17 protein-coding genes are annotated in these 15924 nt (G+C 62.2%); 4 read left to right on the top strand and 13 right to left on the bottom strand.

The genetic code is table 11. From position 1 onward, the window contains the following. Positions 1-3: 3 nt before the first annotated feature. Both secD and yajC read right to left on the bottom strand, forming a co-directional pair. Positions 4-1602 carry a protein translocase subunit SecD gene (secD, locus tag I554_RS0102740; RefSeq protein ID WP_024575391.1) on the bottom strand — a complete coding sequence of 533 codons (1599 nt, stop codon included), beginning with the start codon at positions 1600-1602 and terminating at the stop codon, positions 4-6. Between the two features lie 64 nt (positions 1603-1666). After that, positions 1667-2020: a preprotein translocase subunit YajC gene (gene yajC, locus I554_RS0102735; protein WP_024575390.1), complete on the bottom strand. Its 354-nt coding sequence runs from the start codon at positions 2018-2020 to the stop codon at positions 1667-1669. A 197-nt stretch (positions 2021-2217) separates the two neighbouring features. Between yajC and I554_RS0102730 the strand changes: the two genes are divergently transcribed. Next, positions 2218-3180 carry an ATP-binding protein gene (locus I554_RS0102730; protein ID WP_024575389.1) on the top strand — a complete coding sequence of 321 codons (963 nt, stop codon included), beginning with the start codon at positions 2218-2220 and terminating at the stop codon, positions 3178-3180. Between the two features lie 50 nt (positions 3181-3230). On the opposite strand, the gene I554_RS0102725 is transcribed toward I554_RS0102730, so the two are convergent. After that, positions 3231-4127, bottom strand: a complete 897-nt coding sequence (locus I554_RS0102725; protein WP_024575388.1) for a LysR family transcriptional regulator — start codon at positions 4125-4127, stop codon at positions 3231-3233. 123 nt (positions 4128-4250) lie between these two features. Between I554_RS0102725 and I554_RS0102720 the strand changes: the two genes are divergently transcribed. After that, positions 4251-5807, top strand: coding sequence for an MFS transporter (locus tag I554_RS0102720; RefSeq protein WP_024575387.1), 1557 nt, complete (start codon positions 4251-4253; stop codon positions 5805-5807). A gap of 66 nt (positions 5808-5873) precedes the next feature. Here the strand turns inward: I554_RS0102720 and I554_RS0102715 are convergent, their stop codons facing one another. Then, entirely contained in the window at positions 5874-7244 is a 1371-nt protein-coding gene (locus I554_RS0102715; protein WP_024575386.1) for a peptidoglycan DD-metalloendopeptidase family protein, read from the bottom strand. 105 nt (positions 7245-7349) lie between these two features. Next, positions 7350-8003: a protein-L-isoaspartate(D-aspartate) O-methyltransferase gene (locus tag I554_RS0102710; protein WP_024575385.1), complete on the bottom strand. Its 654-nt coding sequence runs from the start codon at positions 8001-8003 to the stop codon at positions 7350-7352. Between the two features lie 142 nt (positions 8004-8145). Here I554_RS0102710 and I554_RS0102705 point away from each other — a divergent pair, with 142 nt between their 5' ends. Next, positions 8146-8616 carry a PaaI family thioesterase gene (locus tag I554_RS0102705; protein ID WP_024575384.1) on the top strand — a complete coding sequence of 157 codons (471 nt, stop codon included), beginning with the start codon at positions 8146-8148 and terminating at the stop codon, positions 8614-8616. Positions 8617-8739: 123 nt separating this feature from the next. Beyond that, complete coding sequence (locus I554_RS0102700) at positions 8740-9123, top strand: response regulator (RefSeq protein WP_024575383.1); 384 nt, start codon at positions 8740-8742, stop codon at positions 9121-9123. 19 nt (positions 9124-9142) lie between these two features. On the opposite strand, the gene surE is transcribed toward I554_RS0102700, so the two are convergent. From surE to nagZ, 8 genes are all read right to left on the bottom strand, one after another. Next, positions 9143-9910 carry a 5'/3'-nucleotidase SurE gene (surE, locus tag I554_RS0102695; RefSeq protein WP_024575382.1) on the bottom strand — a complete coding sequence of 256 codons (768 nt, stop codon included), beginning with the start codon at positions 9908-9910 and terminating at the stop codon, positions 9143-9145. A gap of 4 nt (positions 9911-9914) precedes the next feature. After that, a complete protein-coding gene (gene serS / locus I554_RS0102690; protein WP_024575381.1) occupies positions 9915-11222 on the bottom strand; it encodes a serine--tRNA ligase in 1308 nt (435 codons plus the stop codon). A gap of 280 nt (positions 11223-11502) precedes the next feature. Beyond that, positions 11503-12330: a twin-arginine translocase subunit TatC gene (gene tatC / locus I554_RS0102685; RefSeq protein WP_024575380.1), complete on the bottom strand. Its 828-nt coding sequence runs from the start codon at positions 12328-12330 to the stop codon at positions 11503-11505. Further along, positions 12327-12737, bottom strand: a complete 411-nt coding sequence (gene tatB / locus I554_RS0102680) for a Sec-independent protein translocase protein TatB (protein WP_024575379.1) — start codon at positions 12735-12737, stop codon at positions 12327-12329. The genes tatC and tatB overlap by 4 nt, the downstream gene beginning before the upstream one ends. Positions 12738-12797: 60 nt before the next feature. Next, a complete protein-coding gene (locus I554_RS0102675; protein ID WP_024575378.1) occupies positions 12798-13034 on the bottom strand; it encodes a twin-arginine translocase TatA/TatE family subunit in 237 nt (78 codons plus the stop codon). Between the two features lie 178 nt (positions 13035-13212). After that, positions 13213-13971 (bottom strand): SMC-Scp complex subunit ScpB, encoded by a 759-nt coding sequence (gene scpB / locus I554_RS0102670; protein WP_192817762.1) that lies wholly within the window; start codon positions 13969-13971, stop codon positions 13213-13215. Positions 13972-14004: 33 nt separating this feature from the next. Continuing rightward, complete coding sequence (locus I554_RS0102665; RefSeq protein WP_024575376.1) at positions 14005-14841, bottom strand: ScpA family protein; 837 nt, start codon at positions 14839-14841, stop codon at positions 14005-14007. Next, positions 14838-15866 (bottom strand): beta-N-acetylhexosaminidase, encoded by a 1029-nt coding sequence (gene nagZ, locus I554_RS0102660; RefSeq protein WP_024575375.1) that lies wholly within the window; start codon positions 15864-15866, stop codon positions 14838-14840. Before nagZ ends, I554_RS0102665 begins: the two co-directional genes overlap by 4 nt. Between the last annotated feature and the right edge of the window lie 58 nt (positions 15867-15924).

Raw genomic sequence — 15924 nt, 5'->3', positions numbered from 1 at the left:
TCCTCAAATCGGCACGGTCTTGGGCCGCTTCCACGCCACCCACATCGCAACAATCAGCCGCGTCACGGTGAACGCCGTGAAGACGGTGGTCAGAATGCCGATGCCGAGGGTCACGGCGAAGCCGCGCACCGGTCCGGTGCCGATGTAGAACAGCACTGCCGCCGCGATGAAGGTGGTGATGTTGGAGTCCAGAATGGTCGCGAGAGCGCGGGTAAATCCTGCGTCGATCGCCGAAATCGCGGTGCGCCCGGCGCGCAATTCCTCGCGGATACGCTCATAGATCAGCACGTTCGAGTCGACCGCGATGCCTACGGTCAGCACAATGCCGGCGATGCCGGGCAGCGTCAGCGTCGCATTGAGCAGCGAGAGGACGCCGAAGATCATGGCGACGTTGATCGCGACCGCGACGTTGGCGAAGAAGCCGAACAGCCGGTAGGTCAGCAGCATGAACACAATGACCAGCACCGAGCCGACATAGGACGCCAGTTCGCCGGCGGCGATGGAGTCCTGACCGAGGCCCGGTCCGACCGTGCGCTCTTCGATGATGGTCAACGGCGCAGGCAATGCGCCCGCGCGCAGCAGGATCGCCAGATCGTTGGCGCCCTGCACGGTGAAGCTGCCGGAAATCTGGCCGGAGCCGCCGGTGATCGGTTCGCGGATCACAGGAGCGGAAATCACTTCGTTGTCGAGCACGATGGCGAACGGCTGGCCGACGTTCTCAAGTGTCGCCGTCGCGAACTTGCGCGCGCCCGACGTATTGAAACGGAAGCTGACGATCGGCTCACCAGAACGCTGGTCGAAGCCGGGCTGCGCGTCGGTCAGGTCGCCGCCCGAGACCAGCACCTGCTTCTTGATGACATAAGGCACCTTCGGCGAGGACGCGCTCATGAGGACTTCGGAGTCCGGCGGCACCCGCCCCTGCTGCGCCTGATCGGCGGGGACGGTGGTATCCACCATGCGGAAATCGAGCTTCGCGGTCTTGCCGAGCAGTTCCTTGAGGCGGGTCGGATCCTGCAGACCCGGCACCTGCACCAGAATGCGGTCGATGCCCTGACGCTGGATCAGCGGCTCCACGGTGCCGAGTTCGTTGATGCGGCGTTCGACGATCTGGATCGACTGTTCGACCGACTGGCGAACGCGCTCCGTGATCGCGGCCGGAGGTACGGTCAGGCGGATCAACCCGCCGCCGGCGTCGCTGACTTCGACACTGCGCTGGCCGCTCGAACCGAGCAATCCGCCGAGCGGCTGCGAGAGTTCGCGCAGCTTGGCGAGCGCGGCCGTCAGGTCGGTATCCTTGACGCGGACTTCGACGCTCTCGCCGCGAACCGCCAGACCGGTGTAGCCGATCTTGGCGTCACGCAGCGTGCGGCGAACGTCATCGCGAACCTGATCGAGTTTGTCCTTCTTGACCGAGTTTGAATCGACCTCGAGCAGGATGTGCGAGCCGCCCTGCAAATCGAGGCCGAGCACGACATGACGCTGGGCCCACTTCGGCCAGGTCTTGACCACGTGATCCGGGAAGAAGTTCGGAACCGCGCAAAGGCAAACGATCAAGGCGGTCATGATGACCGCCAGCGCCTTCCACCGCGTGAAATACAACATCGAGATAACCCGTCAGACGGTTGAGATCGGCAAAGCCAGTATCAGGCAGAGCCGTTGCGCTGCGTTAGCTCGCGGCTGTTTCTTCCTTGGTATCCTTGGCAGGCTCACCCTTGGTGCGAACGCCGGAAATCATCTGGCGCATCTGACGAATGCGCACGCCGTCGGCGATTTCGACTTCGATCTGGTCGTCATCGACCACCTTGGTGACCTTGCCGACAAGGCCGCCATTGGTGACGACGGTATCGCCGCGGCGGATGTTCTTCACCAGTTCCTGATGGTCCTTCAGCTTCTTCTGCTGCGGCTTGAGGATCAGGAAGTACATGATGACGAAGATCAGCGCGAACGGCAGCAGCGACATCAGCATGCTGTTGGTGTCGGCAGCGCCGGCGGCCTGAGCGAAGGCAGGGGTAATGAACATACGAAAAGTCCTCGGGAAGGCGCCCGCCACCGGGCGAAACGCATAGCGTTGTGGCCGTTTTGGCCGAATTTGCGCGGACTATAACGGCCAGCGTCCCAATTGCAACGGGACCAGCCATCCCGATTTTGCCATGCATTTGTGGCGCTTGCGGGCATTCACGGGCCTCGCTATGGGTGCCTCGCAAGGGGGCTGAATTCATGTCCAAAAAACCCAATAAAAAGGCCTCCAGGGCCACCGCGAAGGCACGTCCTGCCAGGGCGATCAAATCCGCGACAAAACGCCCTGCCACAGCGGCGGATACCGAGACCGGGCGCATCGCACAGGCTCTGGAGAGCATTGCGGCGAGCCTGAATGCATCCGCGGCCAAACCGTCCAGCGCTGATTCTCTCAAAAGCGCCGATGCGTTCGTCTGGCAGCCCAATGGCCGTCTGGTGCCGGTTCCGAAGGTGAACCGCGTGGACCTCGGCCTGCTCCGGGGCATCGACCGGATGCGCGACATCCTGATCGAGAACACCGAGCGCTTCGCCAAGGGTCTTCCCGCCAACAACGCCCTGCTCTGGGGCGCGCGCGGCATGGGCAAGTCGTCGCTGGTCAAGGCGGCACATGCCAGCGTGAACGCCATGGTGCATGGCCGGCTGAAGCTGATTGAAATTCACCGCGAGGACATCGAGAGCCTGCCGCTGCTGATGTCGCTGCTGCGCGAGTCGGATTTCCATTTCATCGTGTTCTGCGACGACCTGTCGTTCGACGGCAACGACGCGTCCTACAAGTCGCTCAAGGCGGTGTTAGAGGGCGGCATCGAGGGCCGGCCCGAGAACGTCATTCTCTATGCGACCTCGAACCGCCGCCATCTGCTGGCGCGCGACATGATCGAGAACGAGCGCTCGACGGCGATCAACCCCGGCGAAGCTGTCGAGGAAAAGGTTTCGCTGTCGGACCGTTTCGGCCTGTGGCTCGGCTTCCACAAGTGCAGCCAGGACGAATATCTCGATATGGTGCGCGGCTACTGCAAGCACTTCGGCGTCAAGATGCCCGACGATCAGCTTGAGCGCGAGGCGCTCGAATGGTCCACCACACGCGGATCGCGCTCGGGCCGCGTGGCGTGGCAGTTCACGCAGGAAATCGCGGGACGGATGGGCGTGAAACTCGCGACGGCCTAGAAGGCAACACGTCTTCTAAAACTGTGCAGCGGCCCGGTTGGGTGCGGCGACTACGCCGACCTCAAGCGGGCCCGCTCCGAACCTCCCGATGCGCTCGGCCACAAGCTCGCCTCGTCCACAATCAACCGGCCAAGCTCGGCAGTACATGGCATCTGCTCGCCCTGTTTGCCGATCAGGACATACTTTGCCTCCGGCAAGGGCGGCAGGCCGTCGCTTTCATCGAGAACGACCATCCACGGCTCGATTTCTTCCTTCGCGAAGATCGACACCGCCAGTCCCGCCTTCACGGCCGCCTTCAAACCATGCTGGTTCGCCGACGTGAATCCGACGTGCCAGTCAATGCCAGAGGCCGCCAAAGCGTCCACAGCTATCGCACGCAAGGCGCAGGGCGGCGGCGAGAACGCGAATGGCAACGATGAATTCTGCGGCCGTTTGAACGTGTCGGCGACCGCCCAGACGAATTGCGTCTGACGGAGAACTATTCCATCCACGTCGCCCGATCCCGTAATCGCCACTGCAAGGTCAAGATCGCCGGCATCGACTTTGGCCCTCAGGTCGAGACAGACACTGACCGAAACCTCGAGCCGGACCGCAGGATATTGGCGGGCGAACCGGCCAAGCAGCTGCGGGAGCCGATCACCGATGAAATTTTCCGGAACACCCAGACGGATGGAGCCTGAAGCCGTAGAAGACTGAAAGCGGCGTGTCAGCGCTTCCTGGCTTTGCAAAATCTGCTCCGCGTGGCGCAGGAAATCCTCACCATCTTCGGTGAGGGTCAGCTTCCGTGTAGTCCTGTATAGAAGCGGCCTGCCAACCTGCTCTTCCAGACGCCGGATCTGATGACTGACCGCGGATTGGGTCAGATGAAGCCGCTCAGCCGCGCGGGTAAAGCCGCCGGTCTCGCAGACGGCAACGAAGGCGCGGAGCAATGTGGGTTCAAAGTCCATGAACCAAATATATGACAGAAAACACTGAAAGCAATAAAATTAATTCATTTCCATCATGAAATGATAGCGCCCATATCCGTCAGCCCGTGCCGCGACGCCCGCGCCGGGTTGAAAGGAATTCGCATGAGCGTCTCGCCTACCACCAGAAACACCGCCGCACTGATCGGCGTCTGCCTCGCATCACTGATGTTCGGCCTCGAAATATCCAGCGTCCCCGTCATCCTGCCAAGTCTGGAGACGGCGCTGCCTGCGAACTTCAAAGACCTGCAGTGGATCATGAACGCCTACACCATCGCCTGCACCACGGTGCTGATGGCGACCGGCACCTTCGCTGACCGGTACGGCCGCAAGCGCGTTTTCATCACGTGCACAGTCGCCTTCGGCATCACGTCGCTGATGTGCGGGCTGGCGCAGAGCGCATCGGTGCTGATCGTCGCCCGTTTTCTACAGGGCCTCGCCGGCGGCGCCATGCTCACCTGCTCCATCGCCATCATCTCGCATCAGTATCAGGACGAAAAACAACGCGGCCGGGCGTTTACCGCCTGGGGCATCATCAGCGGCATCGGCCTCGGCTTCGGCCCGATTATCGGCAGCACGATCACCGCAGTCTCGAGCTGGCATTGGGTGTTCCTGGTCCATGTCCCGCTGACGGTGATCGCCCTCGTTCCGGCTCTGATGGGAATTCGCGAATCCCGCGATCCGCATGCCAAGCGACTGGACGGCTGGGGCATCGTGACACTGACGATTGCCGTGTTCGGCCTGACCTACGTCATCACGCAGGGCGCAGACCTTGGCAGAACCACTGCGATCGGGCTCGCGGCCATCGCCATCGCAAGCTTCGCCGCGTTCGTGCTCGTGGAACGCAACACCGCGCAGCCGATGTTCGACTTCTCGGTATTCCGAATCCGGAAGTTCAGCGGCGCGATCATCGGCTGTATCGGCATGAACTTCTGCTACTGGCCGTTCATGATCTATCTGCCGATCTACTTCGAGGGCGGCCTGACCCTCGACAGCAGGACAGCGAGCCTGTTGCTCCTCGCCTATACAATTCCGTTTCTGGTGATGCCTCCCATTGCCGACCACCTGCTCCGGCGTCACGGCGCACGCATCGTGATCCCCTTGGGCATGGCCATCATGGGGAGCGGCTTTCTCGCCATGCGTTTCGGTGGCGGTATCGAACAGGCGAGCTGGCTCAGCGTATTCCCCGGCGCACTGCTGGCCGGGATCGGACTGGGTCTGACAAATACATCCGTGACCAACACGACAACCGGCTCGGTGCCCAGTAACCGTGCGGGCATGGCGTCCGGCATCGATATCAGCGCACGGCTGATCTCGCTGGCCATCAACATCGCGGTGATGGGGCTGATCCTGCTGGAAGCGATCCAGCGGTCCCTTCCGGACACGCTTGCCGCCGCACTCGGCGACCAGCAGATGCGAGCGTTGGCCTCGACCGTTGCCACCGGAAATCTCGCGTCACTGCATCAGGCGTATCCGGTGTTATCCGTGCAGGACCCGACCGGCGCCATTGTTCACGCAGCGCTGGTCAAAGGCTTCGGCTGGGTGATGCTGTACGGCGGCATCGGCGCCTGGATTCTCGCCGCGAGCAGCTTCCTGACCTTCGGCTTCAAAGGGGCCCCTGCGAAATCCGATCTGGGCTGCGTCGCCGACGCAGCCGAGTGAATTGCCCACAAAGAAAATCCCCCGGCTTTGAGGCCGGGGGATAGAGGTGCATCTGAACGTATCGGCTTACGCGCCGTTCAGGAATTGAAGCGGGTCGACGGCTGAAGATCCCTTGCGAATCTCGAAGTGAAGCTGCGGCGACCCCACCTCCCCCGTCTGACCCGATTTGGCAATGATCTGGCCGCGCTTGATCGTATCCCCGCGCTTCACCATCAGTTCACTCGCGTGGGCATACGCGGTGACGTAACCGTTGGAGTGCCGCACCAGGATCAGATTGCCATATCCCTTGAGTTCGTTGCCCGAGTAAGCAACCACGCCATCCTCAGCGGCTTTCACCGGCGTGCCTTCAGGAACGGCGACATTAATACCGTCGTTCTGTTTGCCATTGGTCTTCGCACCGTAAGCCGTGATGACCCGTCCGCGCACCGGCCAGCGGAACGTCGGCAATGCGTTGGTGGCATCGGCCGCTTTCACGGGCGACTGTGCTTCGGGCAGGTCGGCGGCTGGAGCCTCGGCCGCAACGCGTGCTTTCTGCTGAGGCTCAACCGACGCGACGGTCACAGGCTTTGCGGCGGGTGCAGGCGCGGCAACCGCAGGTTTCGGTGCTTCCGCGACAACCTGCGGCGCCGGTGCTGCCGAGACGGCCTTGCCGCCCGGAATGTTGATCTTGCTGCCGATCTTGAGCTGCGTCGTGACCGGAATATTGTTGGCAGCGGCCAGCTGAGCCGGCGCGATGTTGTGACGGCGAGACAGATTCATCAGCGTGTCGCCGGACTTGACGACATGAACGCTTGCCGGAAGTGCTGCAGCGACCTTCGTTCCCGGCGCAGTCGACAGCGCCGGTGGAGCTGCCTGAGCCGTGCGGCGCGGAATAACAAGCTGCTGGCCCGGCTGAAGAACGCGCGGTCCGCCGTAGCCGTTCGCCTTCAGGATTTCAGACGACGGAACGTTGTAACGCTTCGAGATGATATCGAGCGTATCCGCGGTGCCGACGATGATCGTGGTGCCGCCGTCCCGGCTGTAGCCGGAGTTCGCAGCGACCGAGCGCGGCGCAACGGATGCCGTGGTCTCGATCGGCGAAGATGACGGAGGCGCATAGGACGCCATGCCTCTGCCGCCGCCCGATGTGGCGACAGGCGCGGACAGCGGCGCGGAGATAACCGGAGGATTGTGCGGACGCGCATACTGCGGAAGTTCGCGAGGCTGCTGCTGATAGGATTGCTGCTGCGGCTGCTGCTGATAAGGCGCGCCGCGATAATTGCTCGGCACCGAGCCGGTCGCGTCTGCGCTGCGCGACGCAAACGGATTGGAAAACGACGTATCGGAGAACCGTGTCGAGGTATCGGCGCTACATCCGCCAAATCCGACCGAGACGAGCGCCAGAACCACGAAATGCGGCGCGTGACGCGAGCTTATCAACTCGACAAAGCGGGACATGGTTACTCACTCGTACGCAACTAACACAAATTTGAGTAAACACAGTCCGAGTAAATAACTCTTTAAGGCTCCAAATCCGCCGCAATTCCTAATGCGTTACGGCGTTCACAGCTCGCGCGCGATGCCAGGCAGCGCCGGCACGAAACGCACCGCGACAAGCTCTTCCCGATCGAAGCCGGTGGCGGTCCGAACCACGCGGACCAGCATCTGCCTGTCGTCCACTGGCCCAACGGGAGCGATCAGGATGCCGCCCGGCTCCAGCCGACCGAGCAGCGCGTCGGGAATTTCCTCCATCGCCGCGGTCACGATGATCCGGTCGAACGTGCCGAGCGTTTCCGGCAGGTCAAATCCGTCGCCGAGTTTCACCTCGACGTTGCGGCAACCGAGTTCCGTCAGGACCAGCTTCGCGCGATCCGCCAGCGTGCGAAACCGCTCCAGCGTCACGACGTCCCGGCACAGCTTCGAGAGGATCGCGGCCTGATAGCCTGAACCCGTCCCGATCTCCAGCACACGGTTTTCAGGCTTCAGATCGAGCTGCTCGGTCATGTAGGCCACGACGAACGGCTGGCTGATGGTCTGGCCGCAGGCGATGCCGAGAGCGGTGTCGCGGTAGGCATAGGCGCGGTCCAGCGTCGTCACGAACAATTCGCGCGGCACATCCTCCATCGCCTTCAGCACGGCCTGATTGCTGATTCCGCGCTGCCGCAGGTTCAGCTGAAACATCATCTTGTCGTGCGGCGTGGGCTGGGCTGACGGCATACCTGATCAACGTTGAAAGCGGGAAGGCTTCTATCCTTTGCGTACTTTGACAAGCAACGCGGGATGCACCACCCTTTTGTGTGAGCTGTCCGAATATGTTCTGCGCAATCACCGCTTACAGTTCAAGCGTGCCGAGATTCTCATGACGTTACCTCTTCCCGAACCATTTCGCGCCTCCTTTGACGGGTTGGAGGAGCAGATTCTCTCCGGCGGGCCGGACAACAGCTTTCATCAATGCTTCGGCTGCGGTCCGTCTCATCCCACCGGCCTGCATGTGCGCACCTTCAAGACAGAGGAAGGCGTCGCCTCGCCGATCCTCATTGCACGGCACTACGAAGGACCGCCGGGCGCGGCACATGGCGGCATCGTGGCCGCCTATCTCGACGAGGTGTTGGCCGCCACGGTGCTCCGGGTCACGGGGCGGCTGGGCGTGACCGGCGAACTGACCATCCGCTACATGAAGCCGGTGCCGACCGAGATGCCGATCGTCGGGCGCGGTTCGCTGGTGACCGACCATGGCCGCTATGTGGATGTGGAAGGCCGGCTGGAGGACTTGAGCACCGGCAGCGTGCTGGCGACCGGACGGGGCCGGTTCTTTCCCATCCCTGCCTGAGCGGCTGTTTCCGTCGCCCAAAAGTTCCGGTTCACGGAACTTTTTGGATGAGCTGTCAGTTTGCGCGCTGTATAATTGTGTTATTCCTTTGTCAGCCAGTCCAGATTTGTCGTTGGGGAACGAATGCCGGGCAATTTCAAAGCAGGGTCGCATACATCGATTTTGCTGGTCGAAGACGAAGTCATGATCCGCATGATGGTCGCCGACATGCTGGAGGAGCTTGGCTACAAGATTGCCGGTGAAGCCGGCGACATCGACGAAGGCGTCAGGCTGGTGCAGTCCGTCGATTTCGACATCGCCATTCTCGACGTCAACGTCAACGGCAAGGTCATCACGCCGGTCGCCGAGGCCGTTCAGTTGCGTGGACGTCCGTTCGTGTTTGCGACAGGCTATGGCGCGCAGGGTCTTCCGGAAAAATTCCGCGACCGCGCCACGATTCAAAAGCCCTTCCAGATCGAAACGCTTGCGCGCACGATCGAGACCGTTCTGAAGGGGATTGCGGCCTGAGCCGCAAAAGCCCTCGCGATTACTTCAGAATGCCTTTCAGCTTTTCCGAGAACGCCTCATCGGTGCGATCGAGCCGCAGAGGCGTGACTGAGACGAGTTTCGCAGCAAGAGCCGCAAGATCGGTCCCCTCCGCCGGCGTTTCCAGCATCGCCGCCCTCTCGAACCCGATCCAGTAATACGGATTGCCGCGCCCGTCCTGGCGGCTGTCGATCTTGAGAAAGCCCAGATTACGCTTGCCCTGCCGCGTGACCGCGATGCCCTTGACCTCGTCCGGCATGCAGGACGGAAAGTTGACGTTGATGACGGTGTTGCGCGGGACCCCGAGCTTCATCACGTTGCGGATCACATCGGGGCCGAACTTCAGCGCGGTGTCCCACAGCGGCTTGGTGCGCGTCTCCATAGAGAATTCCTGCGACAGCGCGAACGACGGCAGACCGAGGATGGTGCCTTCGAGTGCGCCGGCGATGGTGCCCGAATAGACAACATCTTCGGCGACGTTGCGGCCCTTGTTGACGCCGGACAGCACGATGTCCGGCTGCTTGTCCTTGAGGATGTGCCGCGCGCCCATGATGATGCAGTCGGTCGGCGTGCCGCGCACCGAGAAGTGACGCTCATCGACTTCGCGGAGACGCAACGGATCGTTCAGCGACAGCGAATGCGAGACGCCGGACTGGTCGAGTTCGGGCGCAACCACCCAGACGTCATCGGAAATCTGCTTGGCGATTTCCTCGATAACTTTCAGTCCCGGCGCGTGAATGCCGTCGTCGTTGGTGCAGAGAATGCGCATTTTCTTATTGTTCCTTCGCGATCACTTTGAGGCCGCCCATGTACGGCTGCAATACATCGGGAACGGCAATCGAGCCGTCGTCCTGCTGATAGGTTTCCATCACGGCGATCAGCGCGCGGCCCACCGCCGTGCCCGAGCCGTTGAGCGTGTGCACGAAGCGCGGCTTGCCGTCGGGGCTTCTTGAGCGCGCATCCATGCGCCGCGCCTGGAAATCGCCGCACACCGAGCAGGACGAAATCTCGCGGTACATGCCGCCCTCGCCCTGTCCCGGCATCCAGACCTCGATGTCGTAGGTTTTCTGCGAGGCGAAGCCCATGTCGCCGGTACACAGCGTCATCACGCGGTAATGCAGATCGAGTTTCTTCAGAACCTCTTCGGCGCAGGACAGCATGCGCTCGTGTTCGTTTCTCGATTCTTCCGGCGTCGTGATCGAGACCAGTTCGACCTTGGTGAACTGATGCTGGCGGATCATGCCGCGCGTGTCGCGTCCCGCAGCGCCCGCTTCCGCGCGGAAGCACGGCGTCAGCGCGGTGAGGCGCATCGGAAGTTCTTTTTCGTCGAGAATGGATTCGCGAACGAGATTGGTCAGCGGCACTTCTGCGGTGGGAATGAGCCAGTAGCCTTGCCCTTCGGCATCGAGCGACCCGGCTGCGAACTGATCGTCGCGAAACTTCGGCAACTGCGCCGTGCCGAACATCGCATCGTCGCGCACCAGCAGCGGCGGATTGACTTCGGTGTAGCCGTGCTCGCCGGTGTGCAGATCGAGCATGAACTGGCCGATGGCGCGCTCAAGACGCGCGAGGCCTTTCTTTAGAACAACGAAGCGCGCGCCGGACAGTTTGGCGGCGGTCTCGAAGTCCATGAACTTCAAACCTTCGCCGAGTTCGACATGCTCCTTCGGCTTGAACGCGTAAGTGCGTTTCGCGCCGAAGTGATGATGCTCGACATTGCCGTGCTCGTCGGCGCCGTCCGGCACTTCATCGAGCGGCAGGTTCGGAATTTGCGCGAGTTCTTTCTTCAGTTCCTCTTCGACCTGCCTCACCGTTGCTTCGAGCTCGGGCAGCCTTGTCTTGAGTTCGCCGACTTCGGCCATCAGCGCGTCGGCGCGCGCATTGTCCTTGTTCTTCTTGGCGTCGCCGATTTCCTTGGAGGCCGCGTTGCGGCGCGCCTGCGCCTGCTCCGACGCGAGGATCGCGGTACGGCGCTTTTCATCGAGCGCGATCAGCGGCTTCGACAATGGCTCGAGCCCGCGCCGTTTCAGCGCAGCGTCGAAGGCGTCCGGGTTGTCGCGAATGGCTTTGATATCGTGCATGGCAAATTCCGGTCATGGCCGCTTTCGCGGCCATCTGCGTCAATTCTGGGTGGGTTAGAACAAGCCGCGGATGCCCGGGTCAAGCCCGGAAACCGCGAATCGAAGGGCATTGCAGCAATGATAGCTGAACAACTGGCACAGGCGGTCATCCCGCATACCAGACCAAAACGACCAAAAGACCGTCATTGAGAGCGAAGCGAAGCAATCCACTCTTAAGAAAACTGGATTGCTTCGTCGCTTCGCTCCTCGCAATGACGAAGGAAGCCTAGCTGTCTCCGTCTTACTCCGCAGGCGTCGTCGCCGGAGGTGTCGGGGGGGCATCCGCTGGCGGGGTCGTGCCTGTGGCCTGTTTGGCGGCCTTTTTCTCCACCATCGCCACCGCGATGATCGAGCCCTCATAGAGGATCAGCAGCGGGACCGCGAGCGACATCTGACTGATGACATCCGGCGGGGTCAGCACTGCGGCGATGATGAATGCCACCACGATGAAGTAGCGCCGCTTTTCCTTGAGCTGCTTCGAGGTCAGGATTCCGATCCGCCCCAGCAGCGTCAGGATCACCGGCAACTGGAAGGCGATGCCGAACGCGAAGATCAGCGACATCATCAGGGAGAGATATTCGCCGACCTTGGGGAGCAGCGCGATCTGCGCGGTCTCTGCGCCGCCGACCTGCTGCATACCGAGCGAAAAGCGGATCAGCATCGGCAGCACGAGGAAATAAACCAGCAGTGAGCCGAGAGCGAAGAAGATCGGCGTCGCGATTAGATATGGCAGGAACGCGCCGCGCTCGTGCTTGTAGAGGCCGGGCGCAACGAACATGTAGATCTGCGCCGCGATCACGGGGAACGAAATAAATCCCGCGCCGAACATCGCAAGCTTGAGCTGCGTCAGGAAGTACTCGAGCAGCGCGGTGTAGATGAACTTGGAGTTCTCAGGTCCCGCGACCCAGACGAACGGCCACACCAGCACGTTGTAAATCTGCTTGGCGAAGAAGAAGCAGAAGATGAAAGCCACGGCGAACGCCAGCAGCGCCTTGATCAGCCGCGAACGCAGCTCGATCAGGTGATCCATCAACGGCGCCTTGGTGGCTTCGATGTCCTCGTGGCTCATGACGCTTTGGCGTCCGGTACGGCAGGCTTCGGGGTCTCAACCGCCGATGCATGGGCTTCGGCCTCAGCGAACGTCTCTGCGGTCGGAGGCTCAGGCGTCGTCGGCGTCATCACCGGCTGGTCGATCTTCATGGCATCCTCGACGTCCTTGTTGAGGGACGTCAGCAGATTGGTCGGCGACAGATCCTTGGCAGCAGCGGAGGCATCATCGAACGTCTTCTCGATGTCTGCCATTTCGGCTTCGCGCATCGCTTCGTTGAACTGGCCCTGGAATTCAGCGGCCATGCGGCGCGCCTTGCCCATCCACTGCCCGACCATGCGCAGCACGCCGGGCAATTCTTTCGGGCCGATGGCGATCAGCGCCACGACGCCGATGACGACCAGTTCACTCCACCCGATGTCGAACATGGAAGATTCCGCTGACGGGGCTTCCGCCCCGCACTCTCTCAGAAAAACCGCAGCCTGAAATCAGACAGCCTTGCTGCCGACGTCGGTCCGCTGCGATGTCGATGCAGAAGGCGCGCTGTCGATGGTCTTGACCGGCTCGGGCTTCTCGGCCGGCTTGTCATCATCGGCCATGCCCTTCTTGAAGGCCTTGATGCCCTGCGCGACGTCGCCCATCAGGTCCGAAATCTTGCCGCGGCCGAACAGCAGCAGGACAACGGCGATCACGACGATCCAGTGCCAGATACTCAACGAACCCATACTGCCATCCTCCAAAACACGGGGCCGGGATTTCCGGCCAAATCTGACCGGAAAGTAGGCCCCGGAGGTGTCAAAAACAAGGATTAACCCCGCGCCAGGATTGCGCAAAGCGGCGCATTGACACGAGAGTTAATGTTGGCTCCTGGCGGGCGCGATCGATCCGCGTCCCCGCCGGAAATCAGCTTTCGCCGGGCTTTTCCGGCTCCACGGCGGGTGCCAGCGCCAGTTCGAGATCGCCGGGCTCCAGCGGATCTTCGTCCTCGCGCAGCGCCGGGTCGTCGGATGGCGACGGAACAGCGAAGCCGCCCGGCAACCGGGTGTCCAGAAGACCCGCGCCCTTGAGTTCATCGAGGCCGGGCAGATCACCCAGCGCTTCCAGACTGAACTGCGAGAGGAAAGCTTCCGTGGTTCCAAATGTGAGCGGCCGGCCCGGCGTCTTGCGGCGTCCGCGCGGGCGGATCCAGCCGGTTTCCAGCAGCACGTCGAGGGTGCCCTTCGAGGTGACAACACCACGGATTTCCTCGATCTCGGCACGCGTCACCGGCTGGTGATAGGCGATGATCGCCAGCATCTCGATCGCGGCGCGCGACAGACGGCGCGTCTCGACGCTTTCACGCGTCATCAGCCAAGCGAGATCACCCGCGGTGCGGAAGGTCCATTTATTGGCAACCTTCACCAGATTGACGCCACGCATGGCGTAGTCGGCCTGCAACTGAGCGAGCGCGATCTTGATGTCCACGCCGTCGGGCATGCGCTTGGCAAGCGACGCTTCGTCGAGCGGCTCGGTCGATGCAAACAGCAAGGCTTCGAGCAAACGGAGTTCCTCAGGACGCGCGACGGTATCGTTTGACGTCTCCTGCGAAGACTCCAGCACGGACTCCTGCTCTACCGGAGCGATGTGCTGTGCCGCCGCAGTCGTTCTCGCCGGACTTGCCATGGCCCTGTCTCCTTCTTCCACTTACTCGACGTCTTATTCGGCCTGCACTTCCGGCGCTGCTTGAGCGTCGGGAGGCAAATGCGCCACGTGCTTACGAAAATACAAAGGTGCGAACGCCTCTTTCTGATGCAGATCCAGAGTGCCTTCGCGCACCAATTCCAGCGCGGCGGCGAAGCTCGACGCAAACACCGTCGCCTTCTGCGAAGGATCGACCACGTAACGCATCAGATAATCGTCGAGGTTCGCCCAGTCCTCGGACTCGGCAGAACCCACCAGCCGTTCCAGCGACGCGCGTGCCTCAGACAGCGACCACACGGTCCGCTTGGTCATGTGCACGGTCGCAAGCACGCGCTGCTGACGCTGCGTCGCGTAGGCGGTCAGCAGGTCGTACAGCGTCGCTGTCCAGCGGGCGTGCTTGACCTGCGCTATCTGTTCCGGCTGGCCGCGCGGGAAAATATCGCGCCGCAGTTGCGGCCGCGTCATCAGGCGGTTCGATGCCTCACGGATCTGTTCGAGCCTGCGCAGCCTGTTGGCCAGCGCGGTCGCGAGATCCTCGGCGCTCGGGCCTTCGGCTTCGGGAGGCTCCGGCAGCAGCAGGCGTGACTTCAGGTACGCCAGCCACGCCGCCATCACGAGATAGTCGGCAGCCAGTTCCAGCCGCAACTTGCGCGCCGCTTCGATGAACACGAGGTACTGATCGGCCAGCGCCAGAATGGAAATCTTGGCGAGATCGACTTTCTGCTGACGCGCAAGCGCAAGCAGCAGGTCGAGCGGACCTTCATAGCCCTCGACGTCGACGACGAGCGACGGTTCGTCCTCGGCGTGCTCTGCCGGCAAACCCGTCTCGAAGGAAAGAATTTCCGCGCTCATGATGTCAGACCTCCGGCGCGATCGATCAGGCGGTCAAGTTCGGCACGCGCCGCGCCACGGTCGAACGGCTGCGGTGTTCGCCGCGACGCCAAGGCACGGTCCGCACGCGCCAGAGCCGCGCCGGTGAGTTCAGGCGCTTCACCCGCAACCTGGCTCATTTCGTCGAGCTTGCCATTGCAATGCAGAACGACATCGCAGCCCGCCTTGAAGCTGGCGCGCGTCCGTTCCGCAATCGATCCCTGCAAGGCATTCATGGACACGTCATCACTCATTAACAGACCCTGGAATCCGATCGTTCCGCGAATCACCTGTTCGATGATTGTCGCAGATGTCGTCGCAGGTTGGGCGGGGTCGAGGGCGCTAAACACAACATGTGCCGTCATGGCCATCGGCAGATCGGCAAGCGGCTTGAACGCCGCGAAGTCGGTTTTGGCGAGTTCCGCCGCCGGCGTATCGACCGTCGGCAGCCGAAAGTGGCTGTCCGCTGTGGCCCTTCCATGGCCGGGAATGTGTTTCAGAACGGGCAACACGCCGCCCTGCGCCAGCCCGTCGGTCACGGCGCGGGCAATCGCTGCCACCTTCTCCGGGGTCGTGCCATAGGCACGATCGCCGATCACCGAGTCCGCGCCAGGGACCGGTACGTCAGCCAGCGGCAGGCAGTCGACCGTAATGCCGAGGTCGGCCAGATCGGCCGCAATCAGCCGCGACGACAGGCGCGCAGCCTCAAGTCCGGTCGCCCGGTCAACCTCGTAGAGCGCGCTGAAGACCGCTCCGGGCGGATAGGCCGGCCACTGCGGCGGCTGCAGCCGCTGAACCCGCCCGCCTTCCTGGTCGATCAGGACCGGCGCTCCGGGCTGGCCAATTGCCGAGCGCATTTCCTCAACCAACCGAATGACTTGGTCAGGGGTCTCGATATTGTGCTTGAAAAGGATAAAGCCCCACGGCCGCTGGTCGCGCAAAAACGCGCGCTCATCGTCGGTCAGAGCGGTTCCGGAAACGCCGGTAATGAATGCGCGCACGGCCATAGATCGGCGATTAGCCCGCGCTTGGCTCCAGGGTCAAGGAAACCGGGCAAAATCACCC

It is taken from the genome of Afipia sp. OHSU_II-C1 (genome assembly GCF_000497575.1).
GTDB lineage: Bacteria > Pseudomonadota > Alphaproteobacteria > Rhizobiales > Xanthobacteraceae > Afipia.
This window is presented reverse-complemented; position numbering and strand designations above follow the sequence as displayed.

Coding starts and splice junctions, on each gene's coding strand:
- I554_RS0102675 (WP_024575378.1), bottom strand. CDS start 13,034: ATGGGTTCGTTGAGTATCTGGCACTGGATCGTCGTGATCGCCGTTGTC.
- I554_RS0102730 (WP_024575389.1), top strand. CDS start 2,218: ATGTCCAAAAAACCCAATAAAAAGGCCTCCAGGGCCACCGCGAAGGCA.
- tatC (WP_024575380.1), bottom strand. CDS start 12,330: ATGAGCCACGAGGACATCGAAGCCACCAAGGCGCCGTTGATGGATCAC.
- yajC (WP_024575390.1), bottom strand. CDS start 2,020: ATGTTCATTACCCCTGCCTTCGCTCAGGCCGCCGGCGCTGCCGACACC.
- I554_RS0102710 (WP_024575385.1), bottom strand. CDS start 8,003: ATGCCGTCAGCCCAGCCCACGCCGCACGACAAGATGATGTTTCAGCTG.
- I554_RS0102665 (WP_024575376.1), bottom strand. CDS start 14,841: ATGAGCGCGGAAATTCTTTCCTTCGAGACGGGTTTGCCGGCAGAGCAC.
- I554_RS0102720 (WP_024575387.1), top strand. CDS start 4,251: ATGAGCGTCTCGCCTACCACCAGAAACACCGCCGCACTGATCGGCGTC.
- nagZ (WP_024575375.1), bottom strand. CDS start 15,866: ATGGCCGTGCGCGCATTCATTACCGGCGTTTCCGGAACCGCTCTGACC.
- serS (WP_024575381.1), bottom strand. CDS start 11,222: ATGCACGATATCAAAGCCATTCGCGACAACCCGGACGCCTTCGACGCT.
- I554_RS0102715 (WP_024575386.1), bottom strand. CDS start 7,244: ATGTCCCGCTTTGTCGAGTTGATAAGCTCGCGTCACGCGCCGCATTTC.
- surE (WP_024575382.1), bottom strand. CDS start 9,910: ATGCGCATTCTCTGCACCAACGACGACGGCATTCACGCGCCGGGACTG.
- I554_RS0102725 (WP_024575388.1), bottom strand. CDS start 4,127: ATGGACTTTGAACCCACATTGCTCCGCGCCTTCGTTGCCGTCTGCGAG.
- tatB (WP_024575379.1), bottom strand. CDS start 12,737: ATGTTCGACATCGGGTGGAGTGAACTGGTCGTCATCGGCGTCGTGGCG.
- scpB (WP_192817762.1), bottom strand. CDS start 13,971: ATGGCAAGTCCGGCGAGAACGACTGCGGCGGCACAGCACATCGCTCCG.
- I554_RS0102705 (WP_024575384.1), top strand. CDS start 8,146: ATGACGTTACCTCTTCCCGAACCATTTCGCGCCTCCTTTGACGGGTTG.
- secD (WP_024575391.1), bottom strand. CDS start 1,602: ATGTTGTATTTCACGCGGTGGAAGGCGCTGGCGGTCATCATGACCGCC.
- I554_RS0102700 (WP_024575383.1), top strand. CDS start 8,740: ATGCCGGGCAATTTCAAAGCAGGGTCGCATACATCGATTTTGCTGGTC.